Source organism: Kitasatospora sp. NPDC092948 (assembly GCF_044754805.1).
GTDB lineage: Bacteria > Actinomycetota > Actinomycetes > Streptomycetales > Streptomycetaceae > Kitasatospora.
Window position 1 is genome coordinate 117,757 of sequence record NZ_JBIVPU010000014.1, and the last position, 20,338, is coordinate 138,094.

The 20,338-nt window shown below is 73.3% G+C and carries 21 protein-coding genes; 10 read left to right on the forward strand and 11 right to left on the reverse strand.

Going from position 1 to position 20,338, the window contains the following annotated elements; translation table 11 throughout:
- From ACIQF6_RS30400 to ACIQF6_RS30435, 8 genes are all read left to right on the forward strand, one after another.
- Window positions 1–1,466 (forward strand): hypothetical protein (locus ACIQF6_RS30400; protein ID WP_400900701.1); only part of this gene is annotated, 1,466 nt, incomplete at its 5' end.
- Window positions 1,463–2,068: a hypothetical protein gene (locus ACIQF6_RS30405; protein WP_400900703.1), complete on the forward strand. Its 606-nt coding sequence runs from the start codon at window positions 1,463–1,465 to the stop codon at window positions 2,066–2,068. The genes ACIQF6_RS30400 and ACIQF6_RS30405, both read left to right, overlap by 4 nt.
- On the forward strand, window positions 2,065–2,193 hold the full coding sequence (locus ACIQF6_RS30410) for a hypothetical protein (RefSeq protein ID WP_400900705.1): 129 nt from the start codon (window positions 2,065–2,067) through the stop codon (window positions 2,191–2,193). The genes ACIQF6_RS30405 and ACIQF6_RS30410 overlap by 4 nt, the downstream gene beginning before the upstream one ends.
- Window positions 2,190–2,330: a hypothetical protein gene (locus ACIQF6_RS30415; protein ID WP_400900707.1), complete on the forward strand. Its 141-nt coding sequence runs from the start codon at window positions 2,190–2,192 to the stop codon at window positions 2,328–2,330. The genes ACIQF6_RS30410 and ACIQF6_RS30415 overlap by 4 nt, the downstream gene beginning before the upstream one ends.
- Window positions 2,327–2,455, forward strand: a complete 129-nt coding sequence (locus ACIQF6_RS30420) for a hypothetical protein (RefSeq protein WP_400900709.1) — start codon at window positions 2,327–2,329, stop codon at window positions 2,453–2,455. The genes ACIQF6_RS30415 and ACIQF6_RS30420 overlap by 4 nt, the downstream gene beginning before the upstream one ends.
- Complete coding sequence (locus ACIQF6_RS30425) at window positions 2,452–2,580, forward strand: hypothetical protein (RefSeq protein WP_400900711.1); 129 nt, start codon at window positions 2,452–2,454, stop codon at window positions 2,578–2,580. Before ACIQF6_RS30420 ends, ACIQF6_RS30425 begins: the two co-directional genes overlap by 4 nt.
- Entirely contained in the window at window positions 2,577–3,875 is a 1,299-nt protein-coding gene (locus ACIQF6_RS30430) for a hypothetical protein (RefSeq protein ID WP_400900713.1), read from the forward strand. Before ACIQF6_RS30425 ends, ACIQF6_RS30430 begins: the two co-directional genes overlap by 4 nt.
- Before the next feature lie 40 nt (window positions 3,876–3,915).
- Entirely contained in the window at window positions 3,916–5,736 is a 1,821-nt protein-coding gene (locus tag ACIQF6_RS30435) for a DHA2 family efflux MFS transporter permease subunit (protein WP_400900715.1), read from the forward strand.
- 62 nt (window positions 5,737–5,798) lie between these two features.
- On the opposite strand, the gene ACIQF6_RS30440 is transcribed toward ACIQF6_RS30435, so the two are convergent.
- The 5 genes from ACIQF6_RS30440 to ACIQF6_RS30460 form a co-directional block, all read right to left on the reverse strand.
- A complete protein-coding gene (locus ACIQF6_RS30440) occupies window positions 5,799–6,794 on the reverse strand; it encodes a LuxR C-terminal-related transcriptional regulator (RefSeq protein ID WP_400900717.1) in 996 nt (331 codons plus the stop codon).
- A 157-nt stretch (window positions 6,795–6,951) separates the two neighbouring features.
- Window positions 6,952–8,799, reverse strand: a complete 1,848-nt coding sequence (locus tag ACIQF6_RS30445) for a BTAD domain-containing putative transcriptional regulator (protein WP_400900803.1) — start codon at window positions 8,797–8,799, stop codon at window positions 6,952–6,954.
- Between the two features lie 53 nt (window positions 8,800–8,852).
- Window positions 8,853–9,041: a hypothetical protein gene (locus tag ACIQF6_RS30450; protein WP_400900719.1), complete on the reverse strand. Its 189-nt coding sequence runs from the start codon at window positions 9,039–9,041 to the stop codon at window positions 8,853–8,855.
- Window positions 9,042–9,207: 166 nt separating this feature from the next.
- On the reverse strand, window positions 9,208–9,444 hold the full coding sequence (locus ACIQF6_RS30455) for a hypothetical protein (protein ID WP_400900721.1): 237 nt from the start codon (window positions 9,442–9,444) through the stop codon (window positions 9,208–9,210).
- 266 nt (window positions 9,445–9,710) lie between these two features.
- Window positions 9,711–11,360 (reverse strand): carbohydrate binding domain-containing protein, encoded by a 1,650-nt coding sequence (locus ACIQF6_RS30460; RefSeq protein ID WP_400900805.1) that lies wholly within the window; start codon window positions 11,358–11,360, stop codon window positions 9,711–9,713.
- Between the two features lie 365 nt (window positions 11,361–11,725).
- Here ACIQF6_RS30460 and ACIQF6_RS30465 point away from each other — a divergent pair, with 365 nt between their 5' ends.
- Window positions 11,726–12,610, forward strand: coding sequence for a phosphotransferase enzyme family protein (locus ACIQF6_RS30465; RefSeq protein WP_400900723.1), 885 nt, complete (start codon window positions 11,726–11,728; stop codon window positions 12,608–12,610).
- Between the two features lie 7 nt (window positions 12,611–12,617).
- Here ACIQF6_RS30465 and ACIQF6_RS30470 read toward each other — a convergent pair whose 3' ends face one another.
- Window positions 12,618–13,841 carry an LCP family protein gene (locus tag ACIQF6_RS30470; protein WP_400900725.1) on the reverse strand — a complete coding sequence of 408 codons (1,224 nt, stop codon included), beginning with the start codon at window positions 13,839–13,841 and terminating at the stop codon, window positions 12,618–12,620.
- A gap of 29 nt (window positions 13,842–13,870) precedes the next feature.
- Window positions 13,871–14,410, reverse strand: a complete 540-nt coding sequence (locus ACIQF6_RS30475; RefSeq protein WP_400900727.1) for a SigE family RNA polymerase sigma factor — start codon at window positions 14,408–14,410, stop codon at window positions 13,871–13,873.
- A 165-nt stretch (window positions 14,411–14,575) separates the two neighbouring features.
- Between ACIQF6_RS30475 and ACIQF6_RS30480 the strand changes: the two genes are divergently transcribed.
- A complete protein-coding gene (locus tag ACIQF6_RS30480; RefSeq protein WP_400900729.1) occupies window positions 14,576–15,127 on the forward strand; it encodes a GNAT family N-acetyltransferase in 552 nt (183 codons plus the stop codon).
- Between the two features lie 181 nt (window positions 15,128–15,308).
- Here the strand turns inward: ACIQF6_RS30480 and ACIQF6_RS30485 are convergent, their stop codons facing one another.
- From ACIQF6_RS30485 to ACIQF6_RS30500, 4 genes are all read right to left on the reverse strand, one after another.
- Window positions 15,309–16,496, reverse strand: a complete 1,188-nt coding sequence (locus ACIQF6_RS30485; protein ID WP_400900731.1) for a S8 family serine peptidase — start codon at window positions 16,494–16,496, stop codon at window positions 15,309–15,311.
- Between the two features lie 113 nt (window positions 16,497–16,609).
- Window positions 16,610–19,009 (reverse strand): glycoside hydrolase family 65 protein, encoded by a 2,400-nt coding sequence (locus ACIQF6_RS30490; RefSeq protein ID WP_400900732.1) that lies wholly within the window; start codon window positions 19,007–19,009, stop codon window positions 16,610–16,612.
- Complete coding sequence (locus ACIQF6_RS30495) at window positions 19,006–19,752, reverse strand: HAD family hydrolase (protein WP_400900734.1); 747 nt, start codon at window positions 19,750–19,752, stop codon at window positions 19,006–19,008. Before ACIQF6_RS30495 ends, ACIQF6_RS30490 begins: the two co-directional genes overlap by 4 nt.
- A 63-nt stretch (window positions 19,753–19,815) precedes the next feature.
- Window positions 19,816–20,283: an SRPBCC domain-containing protein gene (locus ACIQF6_RS30500; protein ID WP_400900736.1), complete on the reverse strand. Its 468-nt coding sequence runs from the start codon at window positions 20,281–20,283 to the stop codon at window positions 19,816–19,818.
- Between the last annotated feature and the right edge of the window lie 55 nt (window positions 20,284–20,338).

A 20,338-nucleotide genomic window follows, 5' to 3' on the forward strand; every position in this document is an offset into this window, starting at 1 on the left:
AGCGCCCCGAGACCGACCTGGTGACGGCCGGTCGGTCCGGTGGAGGCGCGGCGGCGACGACGGCGGGCGAGCAGGCCGACCGGGCACTCGCGCCCACAGCAGGCACCTGGCAGGCCGCCGGACCGCTGTCGGTGGCAGGTCGGGACCGCGCAGCCGGCCTGCCGACGCCCACGCCGGTCGGGCGGACGGCTCGGGCCGGCGGGGACTGGCTGGAGCGGCAGCGCCCCGAGACCGACCTGGTGACGGCCGGTCGGTCCGGTGGAGGCGCGGCGGCGACGACGGCGGGCGAGCAGGCCGACCGGGCACTCGCGCCCGCGGCACGCGCCCGGCAGGCCGCCGGACCGCTGTCGGCGGGAGGCCGGGACCACGCAGCCGGCCTGCCGACGCCCACGCCGGTCGGGCGGATCGCTCGGGCTGGCAGGGGCCGGTTGGAGGAGCAGCGTCCGGAGGCGGAGTTGGTGATGGCCGGTCGGTCGGGTTCGGTGCTCGCTTCGGCTGTGGCTCGTACTTCGGTCGGGCGGACTGCTCGGGCCGGCGGGGACTGGCTGGAGCAACAGCGCCCCGAGACCGACCTGGTGCAGCCCGGCGGAGGCACGGCGCAGCTGGCGCCGTCCCGGACGCCGGAGACGGCGCCCGGCGGGGCGTCGAACTTCGGCCGGGTGCCGGGCGGCGGCCCGGCACCCACCCCGACCGCAGCGCCGGTCCGCCCCCAGCCCCTGTGGGCGGCCCTCGGGCTGACGGTCCGGCGGGCGACGATGGAGGCCCTGGCCGCCCCCGGGCAGCCGGACCGCCCGTCGCCCGCCCGCCCCGCGGCCGACTCGCCGCTCACCGCCGTCGCCCCGCAGGGTGGCCCGGACGACGGGGCAGCCATCGACTGCCTGGTCACCCGGCACCCGCACCTGCCGCGCGACCGGATGGGCCACCGGCTGAACGACGCCGGCCGGTGGCTGATCACCGAGGCGGTGGCGAGCCTCTACGGGGTTCGACTGAGCCCCCGCGAACTGGCCCGCGACGAGCACCGGCGGTGGAGCGTCCCGGCGCTCGGCCTGACCGCCTCGGTGGCGCACTGCGCCGCGTACTCGACGGTGGCGCTGGTGTCCGGCCAGACCGTCGGCGTGGACCTCCAGGACCACCGCGACCGCCCGTTCGCGATGCAGTGGCTGGGCGCGCTGCTCGGCCGCCCGGACGGCGAGCCCGCCACCATGCGGGACTTCGCCGAGTGCGAGGCGCTGATCAAGGCCTCGCACCTGCGCAAGGAGACCTTCGCCGGGGTCCGGCTGCCCGACTGGCAGCCGGGATGGCGCCCCACCAACGTCGGCCACCTGGTGCGCTCCGCCGACCTCGGCGAGGGACTGCACCTGGCCCTGGCCACCGACGCCCCCGCCGACGTCCGCTGGTGGTGGCAGCCCGAACCGTCCGCCCCCGCCGTCCGCACCGAGGCACTCAGCCTGGAGGCCGCCGCATGACCGCCACCCGCTGCACGGGGCAGGCCGGAACGGGCCAGGCCGGGATGGGCCAGGCCGGAACGGAGCAGGTCGGGATGGGGCAGGCCGGAACGGAGCAGGTCGGGATGGGGCAGGCCGGAACGGAGCAGGTCGGGATGGGGCAGGCCGGAACGGAGCAGGTCGGACCGGAGCAAGCCGGAACGGGCCAGCTCGGAACGGAGCAGGTCGGAACGGAGCAGGTCGGGATGGGGCAAGCCGGAATGGAGCAGCGGCCCGCCGCCGCCCTCGCCCCCTGCCACCGGCCGCAGAACCCCGGTGCGGCCACCCGGCCCGCCGCCCGCCCGGCGCAGCACGGCTCCGCCGAACTCGGCGCTCCCGTCGAGGAGTTCGGTGCGGCTCCGCAAGCCGGTCCCGGCTGCGCGCAGCGCGCCTCTGCCTCCGCCCGCGCCTGCTCGCGGTGGGACTGCTCGGCCGAACCCGTCGGCCCGCAGGAGGACTCCGGTGCCGCCCCGACACCGCCGGCCGAACCCGGCCGCGCGCGGCGCGAGGTGGTGGCGAGCAGCTGCTCCCGGTGGGACTGCCTGCCCGAACCCGCCGCTCCGGTCCTGGAGCTCGTCGCATGACCGCCGCCATTGCCGCCCTCGCTGTCCGCCGACCGGCCCGGCAGTTCGAACTTGTCACCCTGTCCGAGGACTTGGCCGCCCGGCCCGAGAACTTCGCCGCTCCGGCCCTGGAGCTCGTCGCATGACCGCCGCCATTGCCGCCCGCCGACCCGCTCCCGTCGTCCGCCGACCTGCCCGGCAGTTCGAACTCGTCACGCTGCCCGAGGACTTGGCCGCCCGGCCCGAGGACTTCGCCATTCCGGTCCTGGAGCTCGTCGCATGACCGCCGCCATTGCCGCCCTCGCTGTCCGCCGACCGGCCCGGCAGTTCGAACTCGTCACCCTGTCCGAGGACTTGGCCGCCCGGCCCGAGGACTTCGCCGTTCCGGTCCTGGAGCTCGTCGCATGACCGCCGTCATTGCCGCCCCCGCTGTCCGCCGACCCGCCCGGCAGTTCGAACTCGTCACTCTGCCCGAGGACTTGGCCACCCGGCCCGAGGACTTCGCCGCTCCGGTCCTGGAGCTCGTCGCATGACCGCCGCCATTGCCGCTCCCGCTGTCCGCCGACCCGCCCCGCAGTTCGAACTCGTCACCCTGCCCGAGGACTTGGCCACCCGGCCCGAGGGACCTCGCCGCCCCGACCCTGGAGCTCGCCGCATGACCGCCACCGCCACCGCCGTCGCCGCGCCGGGCCGTGCCTACACCCGGCGGATCTCCCAGATCGAGCGCGGCTACCTGAACGCCAACGCCACCGGCACCCCGCAGCTGATCCAGATGGTGATCGACGGCGAGGGCCGCATCGACCCGGCGGAACTCGCCGACGCGGTCCGGCAGGCCACTGCCGCCAACCCCGGCCTCGCGGTCCGCCGCAAGGGCCCCAACTGGCGGGCCGAGGACGCGCTCCCGCCGATCACCGAGCTGCCGGCCGACGCCGGATTCGACCACCCGTTCTTCCACCGCGACCTGGACGTGGTGGCCGGGCCGGTCTGCGAAGTCGGCCTCGCCAACGGCCCGGTGAGCGCCCGTCTGGTGGTCCGGGCCAGCCACATCGTCACCGACGGCCGTGGCCTGCGGTACTGGATCGAGGACCTGTTCCGCGCGCTGCGCGGCGAGCCCGTGGTCGGCGCGGACTCCACCGTCGACGACACGCACTTCCGGGCCGCCGCCGCCCCCGTCCCGGCCGCCCCCGTCCCGGCCCGGGTGGAGGGAGGCCCCGCGATCCTCGGACAGCAGGCCGCCGACGGCACGGCGCTCTGGCTGCGCCGCTCGATCGAGGCCACGCCGTCCGCCGTGACCGCCCGGATCGGCGCGGCGGTGTCCCGGCGGCTGGCTGCCGACGCCGGCCGCCTGATCATCCCGGTGGACCTGCGTCGGCACGACCGCGAGGTGCGCTCCACCGCCAACCTGACTTCCCAGCTGGTGCTCGACCTGCACCGCGAGGACCGCTGGAACCGGCTGCACAGCCAGCTGCTGGCCGCCATGCTCCGCAAGCGCGAAGTCGCCGCCCTGGACCGGGACTTCCTGCGCAACAACCCGTTCGCGAACTCGCTGCGGGAGGCTCAGGAGCTGGACGGCACCCGCTTCCCGTGCACCGCGATCCTCACCGACCACGGCCGGATCGACACCGAGCTGTTCCGTACCGCGCACTTCCGTCCCACCGACTACTGCACGCTGCCGATGCTCGTCCCGTACGCCGAGATGTTCCTGAGCACCTGCCAGCTCGACGGCCGCACCGAAGTCACCCTGTCCTGCCGCAACCGTCCCGACGCCCGCCCGGCCGCCGAAGCCGTCCTGGACGACGTCGAACGCGCCCTGCTCGCCGCCGACTGACCCGGCCCCCCTCCTCCCCGCTGATGAAGGACCCGCGAAGATGCCCACCAAGCAGCCCGCCCGCACCACGGTGAACGCGGCCAAGGGCAAGGCCCGCCGCAAGCCGGGCCCGGCACGCAAGCCCGCCGCCAAGCCCACTGCCACCGCCAAACCCACTGCCACTGCCAAGCCCAGCGCCGCCCAGAAGCCCGCCGCGGCCCAGAAGCCCACCGCCACGCAGAAGCCCGCCAAGCCCGCCGCAGCTCAGAAGCCAGCCGCGTCCGCCAAGCCCACTCCCGCCAAGCCCACTCCCGCCAAGCCCACTCCCGCGAAGACACCGGTCGCCCCGAAGAGCACCGAGCCCGCAACGGTGGTCGAGGAGACCGTCGCGGTCGCCGTCGCGGAGCCCGAGGCCCCGGCCGCCGCCGCAGCCGACAGGCCCGCCGACGCCGGGTCGGCCGGTGCGCCGCCCGCCCAGGACGGCGGTCCGTCCAAGGCCGCGCTGATCACCATGGCCGTCGCCATCGCCGGCGGTTTCATCGCGCTGCTGGACACCACCATCGTCAACGTTTCCATGCAGGAGACCACCGCCCGGTTCGGCGGCATCAACCAGGTGCAGTGGGTGGTGACGGCCTACCTGCTGGCGCTCGCGGCGACGATGCCCGCGACCGGCTGGCTGTCCACCCGGTTCGGCACCAAGCGGGTGTTCGCCGCGGCGGCCACGCTGTTCGCGCTGGGCTCGCTGGGCTGCGCCGCCGCGCAGTCGCTGGACCAGCTGATCGCGTTCCGCGGCGTGTCCGGCGCGGCCGCCGGCATCCTGACCCCGGCCTCGACGATCCTGCTGACCCGTGGCGTGCCGCGCGAGCACCTGGGCCGGGTGCAGGGCCTGAACGGCTCGGTGATGCTGATCAGTCCGCTGCTCGGCCCGACCATCGGCGGTCTGCTGGTCTCCTGGGGCGGCTGGTCGGCGGTGTACGCGGTGAACATCCCGTTCTGCGCGGTCCTGCTCTTCGCCGCGGTGCGCTGGGTCCGCAAGGACGCCCCGCCGGCCGGCAGCGCCAAGCCGCTGGACCTGCTGGGCCTGGTCTCCTCGGCGACCGCGACCGTCTCCCTGGTGCTGGCCATCCACGCGTACGCAGAGCGGGGCGCCGAGGCGAGTGCGTCGCTGCTGGTGCCGCTGGGCCTGGCCGTGGTCGGTGCGGCGGTGTTCGTGGTGCGCGAGTTGAAGGCGAAGTTCCCGCTGCTCGACCTGCGGCTGTTCCGCATCCCGGTGTACGCGGCCGCGGTGGTGAACATCTTCTGCCTGGGCTTCGTCCTGTACTCGCCGATGATGCTGATCCCGCTGTACTTCGAGGACGCCCGCGGCGAGTCCGCGGTGACCACCGGCCTGCTGATGTCCGTCGGCGGCCTGGGCGTGGTGACCGCGGCCTGGCTCTCCCGGGTGCTGCTGCGGAAGATCGGCGGCGGCGGGACGGTGCTGATCGGCATCTGCCTGACGATGACCGCGACCGTCCCGATGACCGGTCTGACCGGCACCACCCCGTACTGGATGATCTGCGGCAGCCTGGTGATCCGCGGCCTCGGCACCGGCCTGACCATCGTGCCGACCATGACCCGGGCGTTCCAGTCGATCCGTCAGGAGTCCATTCCGGACGCCTCCTCGCAGCTCAACCTGACCCAGCGGATCGGCGGCGCGCTGGCCATCGCGGTGGTCACCGTGGTGCTCACCGACTCGGCCCGCAGCCACCACGGCATGGTGCCGGCCGCGTTCGCGCACTCCTTCAGCTGGCTGCTCGGGGTGTACGGCGTGACGCTGCTGCCGGCGCTGGCGCTCCTCCTCGCGGACCGCTGGGAGAAGAAGCGCCAGGCCGCGACGGCGTGACGAAAGGCCGGTGCGACACCCGCACCGAGGGCCTGTCCGGGCCGATCCTGCCGGACAGGCCCTCAGCGCGTGGCGGGGAGCCAGCCGTCCTGGACGGCGTGCACCCCGGCCTCGAACCGGCTGCGGGCGTCCAGGCGTTCCATCAGGTTGGCGGCGAACCGGCGGGCGGTGCGCGGGGAGACGCCCATGCGCTTGGCGATCGCCTCGTCGGTGTGGCCCTGGGCGAGCATCTTCAGCACCGCGAGCTCGTGCGGGGGCATGTCGTTCTCGTCGAACTTGGGCGCGTCCCCGACCGGGATCGCGCTCGCCCACACGCCCTCGAACAGCGCGCACAGCGCGGCCACCGTGCCGGCGCCGCGCAGCACCACCGCGCCGGCCCGGGCGTTGTCGGTGTCGATCGGCAGGACGGCCTGCCGGCGGTCGAAGATGATCATGCGAATGGGGAGTTCGGGCACCGTGCGGACCTGGCCGCCGTGCAGGTTCAGCCAGGTCACGTGGTCCAGGGTGGGCCGGTGGTTGCGGACGCTGTCCAGGTAGACGGTGCGCATCTGCACCCCGCGCTCCAGCAGCGCCGCGTTCGGCTGCCGGCTGGCCCGCAGGTCCTCCTCGGTGTGGGCGCCGCCGGGGGCGAAGGTCGCCACCTCCTGGCGCACCGATCCGGCCAGTTCGGCCAGCCGCTCGCGGATCATCTCCGGGCCGTCCAGCTGCTCGGACGCGGCGTCGGTGGCGGTCGGGCGGAACGCCGAGCACTCCGCGATCAGTTGGGCCGCCGCGGCCCGCGATGCCTCTATCCGCAGCTGTTGGGCCGCCAGTTCGGCCTGCTGGCGGGCCAGCAGCACCTCCATCGCGGTCTCCGGTCCTATCGCCCGGAACCCGATGCCCTCCCGGGCCGACGGCTGGATCAGGGCCAGTTCACTGAGTCGGTCGAGTCCTGTTCGGACTCTGTCCTCGGTGAGGCACAAGGCTCTGGCCAGCGCGGCCACCCCGGCCTGCGGGTCGGCGAGCATCCGGCGGTAGATGGACTCGGCCTCCGCATCGAGCCCCAGAACGTCCAGCATGGATCGGTCCCCGTTTCGATCAGCGCCAGTAAGGTCTACATCTTTTCCTGAGCTTACTGACACAGGGCAACCACACCTTGGCCACAGGATTCCGGAAACATGTCCGGACAACAGCGGCCCGGAGGCGGCCGACGGAGCGTTCGGGAACTCCTCGGAGTCAGGCCGTCGCAGCCAGTTGAGCCACCGTCACGCCCGCCGGGGCGACCGTCCCGTCGGGCGGCTCCGGCAGCAGCCGCGAGCAGTCCCGCACCAGGCTGTGGAACGAGAACAGTGCCGCCGCCTCCTGCCGGATCAGGTTGTTCTCGTACAGCACGTCCAGGCAACCCTCGACCTCGTCCGTGCTCAGTCCCGTCACCGCCGCCGCCCGGTCCACGTCGAACGACCCGGCGGGCTGACGGCTCATCAGCAGGCTGAACCGCTGCTGGGCGCGGTCCAGGTACTGGTAGGAGGCGCGCAGCAGCGCCATCAGGTCGCGGTCCGCAGTGCGCAGGCAGCGTGCCCGGCGCTCCGGGTCGGCCAGCCGGTCCACCAGGTCCGCCACCGACCAGGCCGGCCGGTCCCGCAGGCGGGTCGCGGCGATCCGGATCGCCAGCGGCAGGTAGCCGCACAGCGCCGCGGCCTCCGCCGCCCGGACCGGCTCGCGCCCCACCCGGCGCTCGCCGGCCACCCGGGCCAGCAACTCCACGGCGTCGCCCGGGGGCAGCACGTCCAGCGGCAGCGCCACCGCCCCGTCCAGCGCGCTCAGCTTGCGCCGGCTGGTCACCAGCACCAGCGTCTCGCCGGCGCCCGGCAGCAGCGGGCGCACCTGGGCGCTGGTCGCGGCGTCGTCCAGCACCAGCAGGCAGCGCCGGCCCGCCAGCCGGGAGCGCCACAGCGCGGAGCGCTCCTCCAGCGAGGCCGGGATCCGCTCGGGGGGCAGGCCGTCGGCGCGCAGCAGCGCGGCCAGTGCCTGGCTCGGCGGGACCGGCGGCCGGGATTCGTCGAAGCCGTCCAGGGCGGCGAAGAACTGGCCGTCCGGGAAGTCGGGGGTCACCCGGTGCGCGACCCGGACGGCGAGCGTGGTCTTGCCGACGCCGCCCATGCCGTCGATCGCCAGCATCAGCGGGGCGCCGGTCGCCCGGCGGGCCACCGCCTCCTGGAGCAGCGCCAGTTCGGCGCTCCGTCCGGTGAAGTCGGTCAGGTCGTGGGGCAGGCAGTTCGGCCGCTGCCCGGGCGCCGGGTTCTCCGCGACGGTCGCCGGGCGGGCCTCCAGCGGTTCCGGCGCGTCGTGCACGCCGGGCGCGTCCGCGAGGATCTCCGAGTGCAGCGCGCGCAGTTGGGGGCTGGGCTCCAGGCCGAGTTCGTCCGCCAGGAACCGGCGGCCCTCGTCGTACACCGCCAGTGCGTGCGCCTGCCGGCCGCTGCGGCACAGCGCCGTCATCAGGCTCCGCCGCAGCGAGTCGCGCAGCGGGTACTCGGCCAGCAGCGCGGTCAACTCGCCGACCAGCGAGGACGTCTCACCGACCTTCAGCCGCAGGGCCATCAGGTCCTCCAGCGCGGTCAGCCGCTGCTCGTTCAGCTTCACGGCCGCGCTGGTCACCGCCGGGCAGTGGATGCCGGCGAACGCCTCGCCGCGCCACAGGTCCACCGCGGACTGCAGCAGCCGGATCGCCTCCGGGAACCGCCCGTCCCGTTCGGCGGCCCGGGCCTCCCGGACCTTGCGGGTGAACCGGTGCGCGTCCACCGCGTCCTCCGGCACCGCGAGCCGGTACCCGACGTCCACCGTCACCAGCCGGTGCTCGCCCGCGGCCAGCACCCGTCTCAGGTCGCGGATCGCGTTGTGCACCTGCGGCCTGGCCGACGGCGGCGGGTCCTCCCACAGTTCGTCCACCAGGAAGTCCATCGGCACCACCCGGCCGGCGTTCAGGAGCATCAGCGCCAGGAGTCTCTGCTGCCGCATGCCCCGGACGTCCACCAGGACGCCGCCCTGACGCGTCTCCAGCGCGCCCAGGACCAGGTATTCCATCGTCTTCACCCCCGTGAGTGCGATCGGTCGGATGTGGTCGTCGTCCGGGTGGCTCAGCCGCCCCAGGTGACGTCGCCGTTCGGGGAGACGCCCGGGCTCGGAGTGGTGGTCGCGGTCGGGGCGGCCTGGCCGGTGCCGTCGGCGACATTCCCGGAGTATTCCACCGACGTCACCGAAAAGGCCAGGGCGGCAATTGCGGCGACCGAGAAAGCGACCAACTTGGAGACACGGGTGACCAGCACGGGAATTCTCCTCGAAAGTGTGGCGGGATTCTCTCCGGGATTCCTTTCCCGGAGTTCTGTCGGCGGCTGCTCCCGCCGACATCACTACTGTGCTGCACCCGTGCCGCGGTGGGAACAGGGGGCGACTGGACGGAACATGCACTGTCCTAAGCCGTCCACTCCGGGGCTACTCGAAGCCCCACCAAGGCCCTGGAACCAGTGCGGCGCCTACCGCGAGCACGGTCCAGCCGGCCAGCGCGGGCTCCTCCCGCACCGCCCGGCGCACCAGTGCGGCCGCCCGGTCCTCCGCCTCCAGCAGGGTGGGCGCCAGGCTGAACACGCCCACCGTGACCTCGTCGGATCCGCTCGGGTGGACGCTCACGTGCTCCAGCGCGTCGAGGTCCTCCGCATGGGAACGAATCAATTTCGCCAGGTCGGGAGGAGTTCCTCGACCGACCGGCGAGCGTAGTCGCGCGTGCACCAGATACATACTCTTATCTTCGGCCGCGTCACTAGGGGGTCGAACGATTTCGAGCTGGTCGGTTTATGCCGTGTCATAAACCGACCAGGCCCGGCATCGGGCGATTTCGGGCGGAACGGAGACAGGGCCCCGGGAGCGACCTGCGCTCCCGGGGCCCTGCCCGGTCCTTCTCTGTCCACAGGCCTGTGGACAGGCCTCACGCCGGAACGTCAGCGGCCCTGCAGCGCCTTGACGTTGTCGCCGAAGGTCCAGCCCTTCGAGCCGTCCCAGTTGATCGACCAGTCCATCAGGCCCTTCAGCTGGCCGTTGAAGGCGCTCCAGGACTGGCTGACCAGGCTGGGCGCCATGTAGCCGCCGCCCGCGCCGGGCTGGGCCGGCAGGCCCGGGACCTGCTTGTCGTAGGGGACCTTGATGGTGGTGCCCTGGATGTTCAGACCGTTGTTCAGGCAGGTGGTCTGGGCGGTGAAGCCCTGGACGGTCCCGGCCGAGTAGGAGTCGCCGGAGCAGCCGTACATGGAGCCGTTGTAGTACTGCATGTTCAGCCACCACAGCTGGCCGTTGTCGACGTACTTCTTGATGATCGGCAGGTAGGCGCCCCAGATCGAGCCGTAGGTGACGCTGCCGCCGGTGACGTACGCGGTCTCCGGGGCCATGGTCAGGCCGAAGCCGGCCGGCATCTGGGACAGCACGCCGTCGATGATGCGCATCAGGTTGGACTGCGAGGCGGACAGGGTGCCGATGCTGCCGCTGCCGGACAGGCCGGTCTCGATGTCGATGTCGATGCCGTCGAAGTTGTACTTCTTCAGGATCGGCACGACGGTCGCCACGAACTTGTCGGCCACCGTGCTGGAGCTCAGGTCGATGCCTGCGGCGGCGCCGCCGATCGACATCAGGATGGTCGCGCCGGCCGCCTTGGCCTGGCACATCTCGGCCGGGGTGGAGACCTTCACGCCGGTGTCCATGCCGTCCTGCCACAGCACGGTGCCGTCGGAGAGGATCACCGGGAACGCGGCGTTGATGACGTTGTAGCCGTGCTGCGCCATCCGGCTGTCCGTGATCGGGGTCCACCCCATGCCCGGGTGCACGCCGTTGGAGGCGCCGTCCCAGTTCTCCCAGTAGCCCTGCAGCACCTTGCCGGCCGGCTTGGGCTTGGTCGGGCAGGTGGCGTCACCCGAGGTCGAGCTGGACGACGGGCTGGCCGAGGCGCTGCTCGACGGGCTGGCGGACGTGCTGGTGGACGGGCTGGCCGAGGCGCTGCTCGACGGGCTGGCCGAGGTGCTGCTGGACGGGCTCGACGACGGGCTGCTGCTCGCGCTGGTGCTCGGCGAGGGGCTGCTGCTGCCGCCGGGGCCGGCGAGCGAGATGTCGTCCGCGTAGTACGCGGGCTGCCCGTACCAGCCGTGCACGTAGATCGTGACGGAGGTGGTGCTCGCGCCGGTGGTGAAGCCGACGCTGAGCTGGCCGTACGAGGCGTTGTTGGCGGTCCAGGTGGACGGCGCGGTGGTCAGGCCGGTGCCGGTGGCGCCCAGGTAGACGTAGCTGCCCTGGACGTACGCGCTCAGCGTGTACTGGGAGTTGGGCTGCACGCTGATGGTCTGGCTGCACTGCGCGGTGTCCTGGCCGGTGGGGGTGGCCTGGAGCGCGGCGTTGCCGGAGTGGACGGGGGTGCTGACGACCGTGGCGCCGGAGCAGGTCCAGCCGGAGAGGCCGTTCTCGAAGCCGGAGTTGACCACCAGGTTGGTGGTGTCGGCGGAGGCCGTGACCGAGCCGGCCACGACGAGGCCGGTGCCGATCACGGCGGCGGCGCACACCCCGGCGAGGGAGCGCTTGAACACGGTCGGCCCGGTCTCGGGCCGCATCACCTGGACTGCGCGTTCCACCCCCGCATGGTGCGGGTGTGACGTGCGCGGGCTCCGACGGAACATGTGGTGCTCCCTTCCCGCCGAGCGCCATGGGCATGGGTGTGGCCATGCTGCGTGGGGGCGTGACGCCGGGCTCTGGGTGAGGTGGGGGACATGTGGGGCTGTGCCGACCGGATCGTAAAAGCGCTGGCAGGGCGCGTCAATAGGTCTGGACCAAAGGCAAGGGTGGTCTGGACCATCGGCGAGGGCCGATCGGCCGGCCGACCGGCGGAGCCCCGAATTCCCGTTCCGCGTAAGCAGGGTGGAAACTGGCCGGGCGCGCCGCGCACGGCCCTGGACGCCGAGTGGAACGAGGCCTGGACGTGGACTGCCGAGACCCCGCCGGACTGCTGGCCGAGGCCTGCGCCGCCGCCGGCCGCCCGAGCGTCGGCGCGGAGCTGATCCGGGCCGGTGAGAACACCCTGTGGCGGCTGCCCGGCCAGGTCGTGGCCCGGATCCACCGGACCGGTCGGACTGCCGTCGCCGCCCGCGAGTTGACCGTGGCCCGATGGCTGCACCGGCACCGCGTCCCCGCCGTGCGCCCGCTCGACGGACCGCCCGCCCCGATCGTGGTCCGCGGCCGGCCCGTCACCTTCTGGCACGAGCTGCCCCCGCACCGGCACGCCACCGCCCCCGAACTGGCGGCCGTCCTCCGCCGGTTCCACCGACTGCCCCCGCCCGAAGCCGAGTTGGGCATCATCGACCCGTTCGTCCGGCTCCCCGACCGGATCGACGGCGCGACCACCCTCGACGCCCCGCAGCGCGGCTGGCTGCACGCCCGGCTCGCCGAACTCCGCACCGCCTGGGCCGAACTCGGCGCCGCCGCAGGCCCGTCCACCGTCGTGCACGGCGACGCCTGGGGCGGCAACCTGGCCGTCACCGCCACCGCCGCCCACCTGCTGGACTTCGAACGCACCGCCCTCGGCCCACCCGCCTGGGACCTGACCTCCACCGCCGTCGCCCACGACTCCTTCGGCACCCTCACCGCCCCCGGCTACGCCGCCTTCTGCGCCGCGTACGGCGCGGACGTCACCGAGTGGCCCGGCTACCCGGTCTTCCGCGCCGTCCGCGAACTGCGGCTGGTCTGCTACGCGTTGCAGCAGGCCGCCGCCGACCCGGCCCGGCACGCCGCGCAGGCGCACTACCGGCTGGCCTGCCTGCGCGGCGAACACGGGCCCCGCCCCTGGCGGTGGACGGCCGTCGACTGACCGGCCGTCAGTCCACGCAGGGCACCCCGCCCGCCGCCTCCAGGGCCTGCCGGTCCGCCTCCTTCGCCTCGGCCAGGCCCGGCTTCGCCGTCGCCGCCGCTTCGCTGTCGAGCAGGAACTGATGGGCCAACCCCGGGTCCGTCGTCACGGACGACCCTTCGCCCCTGACCGGCAGCGTCGCCGACGTGCCCCGGCCGGCCGCGAGCGCCGGCACCTGGCGGACGAAGTCCACCGGACTCCAGCCCGCGTCGGTCACCAACTGGTCCGCGAACGAGCCGTACAGCGCGGCCAGTTTGGCCGGATCCGTCAGCACCCCGCCGGTGCGCAACTTCGCCAGCACCCCGGCCAGGAACGCCTGCGCCCGGCGGGTGCGCCCGACATCCGAGCCGTCGCCGATGCCGTGCCGCTGCCGGACGAACGCCAGCGCCTGCGCCGGGCCCAACTCCTGCCTGCCCGCAGGCAGGTCGATCCCGCTCCATTTGTCCTTCGCCGCCCGGTTCAGGCAGACCGGCACTCCGCCCAGCGCCTGCGCCGCCCGGTAGAAGCCGGTCATCGAGATCTCGGCGTAGTGGTCCACCGGCAGCTGTGCGAGCTGTTCCACGGCCTTGATCAGCGCGACCCGCCCGGCCTCCCGGCCGCGCTGGATCATGTCCTCGTGGGCCAGGCCGTGTTCGTGCAGCCGGCCGATCTCGTCGGACTCCGCCTTCGCGTACACCGAGTTGAGCTGGCCGGCCCAGCTGTGTCCGTCCGGTGCCCGCAGGTCCCGGGGGATCGACAGCTGCCGGACTTCGCTGCCATCAGCCGGGATGCGCACCAGCATCAGCGTGTCGGGGATGTCCTCGCCGAAACGTTGGGCGTGCAGGTCGCCGTACAGCAGATCGTCGGGCACCGGCCGGCCCTGCGCGTCGAAGCTGGACTGCAGACCCACCAGCAGGATCGTCACATCCTTCTGCGACGACGCCGACGGCGACCCCGAGTTGGCCAGCTCGATCGCGTTCGACCGCACCCCCGGCACCCCGTGCGGCACCGTCAGCGCCCCCGCCCCGATCACCACCACCGCGGCCAGCGCACCCGCCGCCAGCGCCCGACGCCGCCGGGCCCGCCTGCGCCGCCGGCCGATCGCCAGCCCGCCGTCCATCAGCCGCGCCGTCACCTCCGGACCCGGACCACCGCCCGCCTGCCCGAAGGCCCTCCCCAGCTGCACCTCGAACTCCTCGCCCCCGCCCGTCACTTCACCGCTCCCTCGGTCGAACTCCCCGCTCATCGCGCCACCAGCTCCGCCAACTCCGTACCCAACAACGCCCGCAGCTTGGCCAGCGCCCGCGTGCACCTGGTGCGCACCGCGGCCGAACTGTCCTTCACCATTGCCGCGGTCTCCTCCACACTGCGGTCCTCCCAGTACCGCAGCACCACCACCGCCCGGTCCCGCGGCGGAAGTTGACCCAGCGCGCCGACCAGCGCCAGCCGCAGGTCCGAGTCCGGCGACTGCGCCGCCACCTCCGGCAGCACCTGGCTCGGCCGCTCACTGCTGCTGCGCCGCCGCTGGTGCGTCAGGTAGGCGCGCACCAGCACGGTCTGCGCGTACCCGGCCGGATTCTCTATCCGCCCCGCCCAGCCCGGCCGGTGCAGCCGGTGCCACTGGGTGTACATCTGGCCGAGCGTCTCCTGCACCAGATCCTCCGACAGGTGCGCGTCCCCGCCGGTGAGGAAGTACGCCGACCGGTAGAGCTGCCCGGACCGGGCCCCCGCGAACGCGACGAACTCCTCCTCCAGGGCCGCCCGCCGTCGAGCTGTGGCCACGTTTCCTCTCCCTCCGCCGAGTCCGCCCTATGACGGCCCGGCACGGCCCGGATGTTTCATCCGGCTCGCGGGAAGGTTCCTGTCCGGTTGCGGACAGCTCCCGCGCCCGCTCCCGCTGGAAGGATGGAGCAGCCCCACCGTTCGTCCCCCGCACAGGAGTTCGCCATGACCCTCGACCACGATCCACTCAGCGGCAGACTCGTCCGGCTCAGAGAACTCCGCGAGAGCGACCTCCCCCGACTCACCGCCTGGTGGCGCGAGCCCGGCCTCGCCATCCAGCAGCTCACCGGCCCGGTCCACCCCCAGCCGGACTGCCGCCTCGCCGACATGTTCCGCTCCTGGAGCCAGAACACCGGCACCGACCTCGGCCTCTCCGTCGAGACCCTCGACACCGAGGACCTGGCCGGCCACGTCACCCTCTACGGCGCCACCCCCAAGGACCGCTGCGCGACCCTCGCCATCATCATCGGCCCGCCCCACCAGGACCGCGGTCTCGGCACCGATGTCCTGCGCACCACCATCCGCTACGGCTTCGAAGAACTCGGCCTCCACCGGATAGAACTCACCGTCAACGGCTACAACACCCGCGCCCTCGCCGCCTACCGCCGGGCCGGCTTCACCGAGGAGGGCCGCCGCCGCGAGGCCGTCTTCCGCGCGGGCAGCTGGCACGACCAGGTCCAGATGGGGGTGCTCAGCACGGAGTGGCGGGAGGAATAGCGTGCGAGCAGGCGGCAAACCAGCGGTGCGGGGAACTGCGCGAAGCGGAGGGCGCCCCGCCGCGAGATCGCGACGCAGGACGATCACCTGCCCGTGATCGCGACCTTGCGGACGTGGTCTGCGCTTGTCGCGCAGTTCCCTTCTGGCTTCGCGCCCCTCCGCTCGCGCGGTTCCCCAACGGCTAGCCCTGGAACGCCCGAAGCCCGTTCGGGGTGCCGAGCCCCGTCGGCCCGTTGTAGCCCGGGCCCGCCGTGCACAGGTAGGCCGGCCGGCAGGTGGCGGTGGCTCCGGTGGTCACGTTGTTGAGCGCGTCCGGGTGCGCGTACGGGAAGCTCGCGGGGCGGCTCCCGGCGGCCGGCGTGCCCGCGAGGGCGTAGGTGGCGGCGATGATGGGCGCGGCCGCGGAGGTGCCGCCGTAGGTGTACCAGCCGGAGCCGCCGAAGGTCTGGTAGACGGCGACGCCGGTCTCGGGGTCGGCGACGGCGGCGACGTCGGCGACGGTGCGGCGGCTGCAGCCGGTGTCCTTCTGCCAGCTGGGCTTGGGGAGCCGCGCGGAGCAGCCGCTGCCGGTGCCTTCGGTGGGGCTGGTGGACCAGACGCTCTCGGTCCAGCCGCGCGGCGTGCTGCTGTCGGGCTGGAGCGCGGTGCCGCCGACCGCCGTGACGTGCGGCGAGGAGGCGGGGAAGATCACGCCGTAGCCGCCGTCGCCGGCGGCGACGGCGATGGCCACGCCGGGGTGGTCGAAGTACCGGCTGTCGTAGCCGGCGGAGTTGACGCTCTCGGCGCCGCCCCAGCTGATCGAGACGAACTTCGCGCCCAGCGAGACGGCGGTGTTGACGGCGGCGCCCAGGTCGGACATGCCGGCGCTGTCGGCCTCCACGAGGATCAGGTCGGCGCGCGGGGCGATCGCGGAGACCATGGCGAGGTCGAGCGCCGTCTCACCGGCCCACGCGCTGTCCGTGCGCGGGAGCCGGCTGCCGCCGCGCTGGTCGGTCTTGCGGAAGCAGCCGTCGTCGGCGGTGCAGGACGGCAGGCCGTAGTACTGGCGGTAGACGTCGAGGTCGGCCTCGGCGTGCGGGTCGTCGTACGCGTCGACGACGGCGATGACGGCGCCGTCGCCGCCGTCGGCGGGCAGCCCGTACGCGGCGAGCAGGTCGGCGGGGCCGTAACCCCGCTGCTCGGTCGCGGGCCTGACGACGCGCAGGGCGTGGCAGACGGCGGTGTCGGGACGGTCCGACCTGGTGCAGTTGTGCACCCAGCGGGCGCCGCCGTGGTGCGCGGCGGTGGGGTGGGGGGTGTCGGCGTACGTGGCGGTGGCGGTGGCGAGGGTGGTGAGCAGGGCTGCGGCGGTGAGGGCGAAGGTGCGCACGGACGGGCCTCCGGTCGGGGCGGCGGACCGGAGGCGCGCGTGGAACTCCCTGCACCGCCGGTCGCGGTTCGTACAGGGAGTGTTGACGCGGCGTCAGTGATTTATGCGTACGGTCACTCGGCCGGTAGATGGTCGACGCCGCGGGCCTGGACGCCGGCCTGGCTGTGCCGCCGGGCCGGCTCGCGGCCGGGCGGCTGACCGGGCCGTTCGGCGGGGGCGCTGATCCTCGCGGTGGGGCGGCTGACGGACTTGCCGACCTCGACCCGCAGCGGGGTGTCGTCGTGCAGGACCGTCAGCACGCTGCCGCGGCGCAGGGTGTAGGTGGTGGTGGCGTGGGTGATGTCGACCCGCAGCAGGTGTTCGCGCACGGTCATCGAGAAGCACAGCCGTTGCAGCCCGGCGGGCAGCCGGGGCCGGAACGCCAGTTCGTCGCCGCGGTCGCGCAGGCCGCCGAAGCCGGCCACCAGGGCGATGCAGGCGCCGGCCAGCGAGGCCATGTGCAGGCCGTCGCGGGTGTTGCCGCCGAGGTCGTGCAGGTCCATCAGGGCGGCTTCGGCGGTGTAGTCGTAGGCCAGGTCGAGCTGGCCGACCTCGGCGGCGATGACGGCCTGGGTGCAGGCGGACAGCGAGGAGTCACGGACCGTCAGGCGCTCGTAGTAGGCGAAGTTGCGGGCCTTCTGCTCGGGGGTGAACAGGTCGCCGCGGACCTGCATGGCGAGGACCAGGTCGGCCTGTTTGACGACCTGCTTCCGGTACAGGTCGAAGTACGGGTAGTGCAGCAGCAGCGGGTACTTCTCGGGCGGGGTGGTGTCGAAGTCCCACATCTGGTGGTCGGTGAAGCCGTCCGCCTGCGGGTGAACGCCGAGCTGTTCGTCGTACGGGATGAACATCTTGTCGGCGGCGTCGCGCCAGGCGGCGGCCTCCTCGGTGTCCACCCCGAACTGCGACGCCTCGTGCAGGTACGTCAGCGCGGCATCGGCGGCGTTCCACAGGTTGGACTGCGCCATCACGTTGGTGAAGACGTTGTTGTCGGCGACCGCGCTGTACTCGTCGGGGCCGGTGACGCCCTCGATCCGGAAGTTGCCCTTGGCATCGTGGTGGCCCAGCGAACGCCACATCCGGGCGGTCTCCACCAGCAGCTCCAGGCCGTGCGTGCGCTCGAACTCGGTGTCGCCGGTGGCCCGCACGTAGCGCACCACCGCCGCCGCGATGTCCGCACCGATGTGGAACGCGGCGGTACCGGCCGGCCAGTACCCGGAGCACTCCTCGCCGCGGATCGTCCGCCACGGGAACACCGCCCCGGCCAGCCCCAGTTGGGCCGCCCGCTCACGGGCCATCGGCAGCGTGGTGTGCCGCCAGCGCAGCGCCTGCTTGACGGCCTCCGGCAGGCAGTACGTGAGCACCGGCAGCACGAACGTCTCGGTGTCCCAGAACGAGTGCCCGTCGTAGCCCGGACCGGTCAACCCCTTGGCCGGGATGGCGCGTTCCTCACTGCGGGCACCCGCCTGCAGCACGTGGAACAGCGCGAACCGGACGGCCTGCTGGAGTTCGACGTCACCCTCGATCTCGACGTCGTTGTCGCCCCAGAACCTGCCGAGGAACTCCTTCTGCTCGGCCACCAGCCCGTCCCACCCGGTGTACCGGGCCGCGGTCAGCGCCGCCTCCACCTGGTCGCGGACGGCGGGCAGCGACCGGGTCGCCGACCAGCCGTACGCCACGAACTTCACCAGCCGCAGCTTCTGACCGGAGTTCAGCACCGTGGTGACGGTGATCCGGGCCTGGTCCTCGGAGGCCTCGGCGGCGGTGTCGATCCGCTCCGGACCGTCGATCACGTGGTCGATCCCGGCGGCGACCCGCAGCCCGGAGAACCGGGTGCGGTGCACCAGCACCCCCTTCGTGCCGTCCGCGTGCCGCAGCTCGGACGCCAGCGGGGCCTCCAGCACGGCCGCCGCCCGCGGATCGCCGTCCCCGCCGCCGGGCAGCTGCTCGTTGGCGACCAGCTCGGACTGCAGCACGATCCGCACCGGGCCGTCCACGGCCTCCACGGTGTAGTGGATCGCGCAGACCGCCCGCTGGGTCAGCGACACCACCCGACGGGAACTGACCCGCACCGTCCGCCCCGCCGGCGACGTCCACTCGGCCTCCCGGTGCAGGATGCCGTCCCGGAAGTCCAGGCTGCGCCGGTGACTGCGCAGCTCGCCGTACCGCAGGTCGAACGGCTCGTCGTCGACCAGCAGCCGGATCAGCTTGCCGTTGGTGACGTTGATGACGCTCTGCCCGGATTCCGGGAAGCCGTAGCCGCTCTCCGCGTACGGCAGCGGGCGCAGCTCGAACACGCCGTTCAGGTAGGTGCCGGGCAGGCCGTGCGGCTCGCCCTCGTCCAGGTTGCCGCGCAGCCCGATGTGGCCGTTGGACAGCGCGAACACCGACTCCGCGCGGGCCTGCCCGGGCAGGTCCAGGCCGTGCTCGCTGATCCCCCACGGATCGACCGTGAACGCCTCGGACGGGCTCATCCGCGCTCCCCGAGCAGCTCCGACAGGTCGTCGACCACCACGTCCGCGCCGTGCTCGCGCAGCGCCGCGGCCTGCCCGGTGCGGTTCACCCCCACCACCGTGCCGAACCCGCCGGCCCGGCCCGCCGCGACGCCCGCCAGCGCGTCCTCGAACACCACCGCGTGCTCCGGGGCCACCCCCAGCTGCTCCGCCGCGGCCAGGAAGGTGTCCGGCGCGGGCTTGCCCGCCAGGTGGTCGCGGGCCGCGGTGATCCCGTCCACCACCACGTCGAACATGCCGTCGATCCCGGCGGCCTTCAGCACGTCCCGACAGTTCGCGCTGGACGACACCACCGCCCGCGGCAGCCCGAACTCCCGCAGCCGGTGCAGGTACGCCACCGAGCCCTCGTACGGCTGCACGCCCTGCTCGCGGATCATCCGCAGCACGATGTCGTTCTTCGCCGCGGACAGCCCGTTCACCGTCCGCGAGCCCGGCGGGTCCTGCGCGGCGCCCTCCGGCAGCTCGATGCCGCGCGACGCCAGGAACTGCCGGGTGCCGTCCAACCGCGGCCGGCCGTCCACGTACCGGTCGTAGTCCGCGACCGGATCGAACGGGACGAACGGAGCGCCGGTGCGCTCCGCCTCCGACCACAGGAAGGAGTCGAACATGTCCTTCCACGCGGCCGAGTGAACCTTCGCGGTCTGGGTCAGCACCCCGTCCAGGTCGAACAGGAAAGCGTTGATGCGGTCCGGAAGTCCCAACATGGAGCCAGTCTCACCCGCCGCCGCCGCTCCGTGCCGGTCATTGCCCGAAACGGCGCGTCGCAATCAGTCCGCCGCCGCGTGCACCCCCGGATGCGGGTGGCCGTCCGGCACGAACAGCGGGTGCGGACGGCCACTCTGCGCATAGTCCTTCAACCGCACGATCGCCTCCGCCCAGCCGCCCGCCGCGGCCGGAACACTCGCCGCCGCGTCCGGCGCCCACCCGAGATGGCGCAGCAGCAACAGCGTGTGCCGCGCCCCGTCCGGATGATCGAACAGATCCCACGTCACCGTGGTGCCCTGCCACGTCGGCGGATACATCCCGACACTGCGCCACCCCACCCGGTCCAGGTCCGCCCGCTCACGCCGGAGCCGAAGCGGCTTCGGTGCATCCGGCACCGTGACCAGCAGATCCTCCCCGTCCCGGTCGATTCCGGTGCTCCACCACGACGTCAACCCCACCTGGGTGTCCAACGCCGCCAGCAACCGCTCCCGGGACGCCGCGACATCGACCTGCAAGGCGATCTCGGCCATCGCACTCACCTCACCACCCACCATCGCGCGAAAGGCAGGCGAGCGCGAAGACAGG

Bases quoted from the DNA above. Each gene is read 5' to 3' on its own strand.
- ACIQF6_RS30405 (WP_400900703.1), top strand. From the start codon at position 1,463: ATGACCGCCACCCGCTGCACGGGGCAGGCCGGAACGGGCCAGGCCGGG.
- ACIQF6_RS30410 (WP_400900705.1), top strand. From the start codon at position 2,065: ATGACCGCCGCCATTGCCGCCCTCGCTGTCCGCCGACCGGCCCGGCAG.
- ACIQF6_RS30415 (WP_400900707.1), top strand. From the start codon at position 2,190: ATGACCGCCGCCATTGCCGCCCGCCGACCCGCTCCCGTCGTCCGCCGA.
- ACIQF6_RS30420 (WP_400900709.1), top strand. From the start codon at position 2,327: ATGACCGCCGCCATTGCCGCCCTCGCTGTCCGCCGACCGGCCCGGCAG.
- ACIQF6_RS30425 (WP_400900711.1), top strand. From the start codon at position 2,452: ATGACCGCCGTCATTGCCGCCCCCGCTGTCCGCCGACCCGCCCGGCAG.
- ACIQF6_RS30430 (WP_400900713.1), top strand. From the start codon at position 2,577: ATGACCGCCGCCATTGCCGCTCCCGCTGTCCGCCGACCCGCCCCGCAG.
- ACIQF6_RS30435 (WP_400900715.1), top strand. From the start codon at position 3,916: ATGCCCACCAAGCAGCCCGCCCGCACCACGGTGAACGCGGCCAAGGGC.
- ACIQF6_RS30440 (WP_400900717.1), bottom strand. From the start codon at position 6,794: ATGCTGGACGTTCTGGGGCTCGATGCGGAGGCCGAGTCCATCTACCGC.
- ACIQF6_RS30445 (WP_400900803.1), bottom strand. From the start codon at position 8,799: ATGGAATACCTGGTCCTGGGCGCGCTGGAGACGCGTCAGGGCGGCGTC.
- ACIQF6_RS30460 (WP_400900805.1), bottom strand. From the start codon at position 11,360: ATGCGGCCCGAGACCGGGCCGACCGTGTTCAAGCGCTCCCTCGCCGGG.
- ACIQF6_RS30480 (WP_400900729.1), top strand. From the start codon at position 14,576: ATGACCCTCGACCACGATCCACTCAGCGGCAGACTCGTCCGGCTCAGA.
- ACIQF6_RS30490 (WP_400900732.1), bottom strand. From the start codon at position 19,009: ATGAGCCCGTCCGAGGCGTTCACGGTCGATCCGTGGGGGATCAGCGAG.
- ACIQF6_RS30495 (WP_400900734.1), bottom strand. From the start codon at position 19,752: ATGTTGGGACTTCCGGACCGCATCAACGCTTTCCTGTTCGACCTGGAC.
- ACIQF6_RS30500 (WP_400900736.1), bottom strand. From the start codon at position 20,283: ATGGCCGAGATCGCCTTGCAGGTCGATGTCGCGGCGTCCCGGGAGCGG.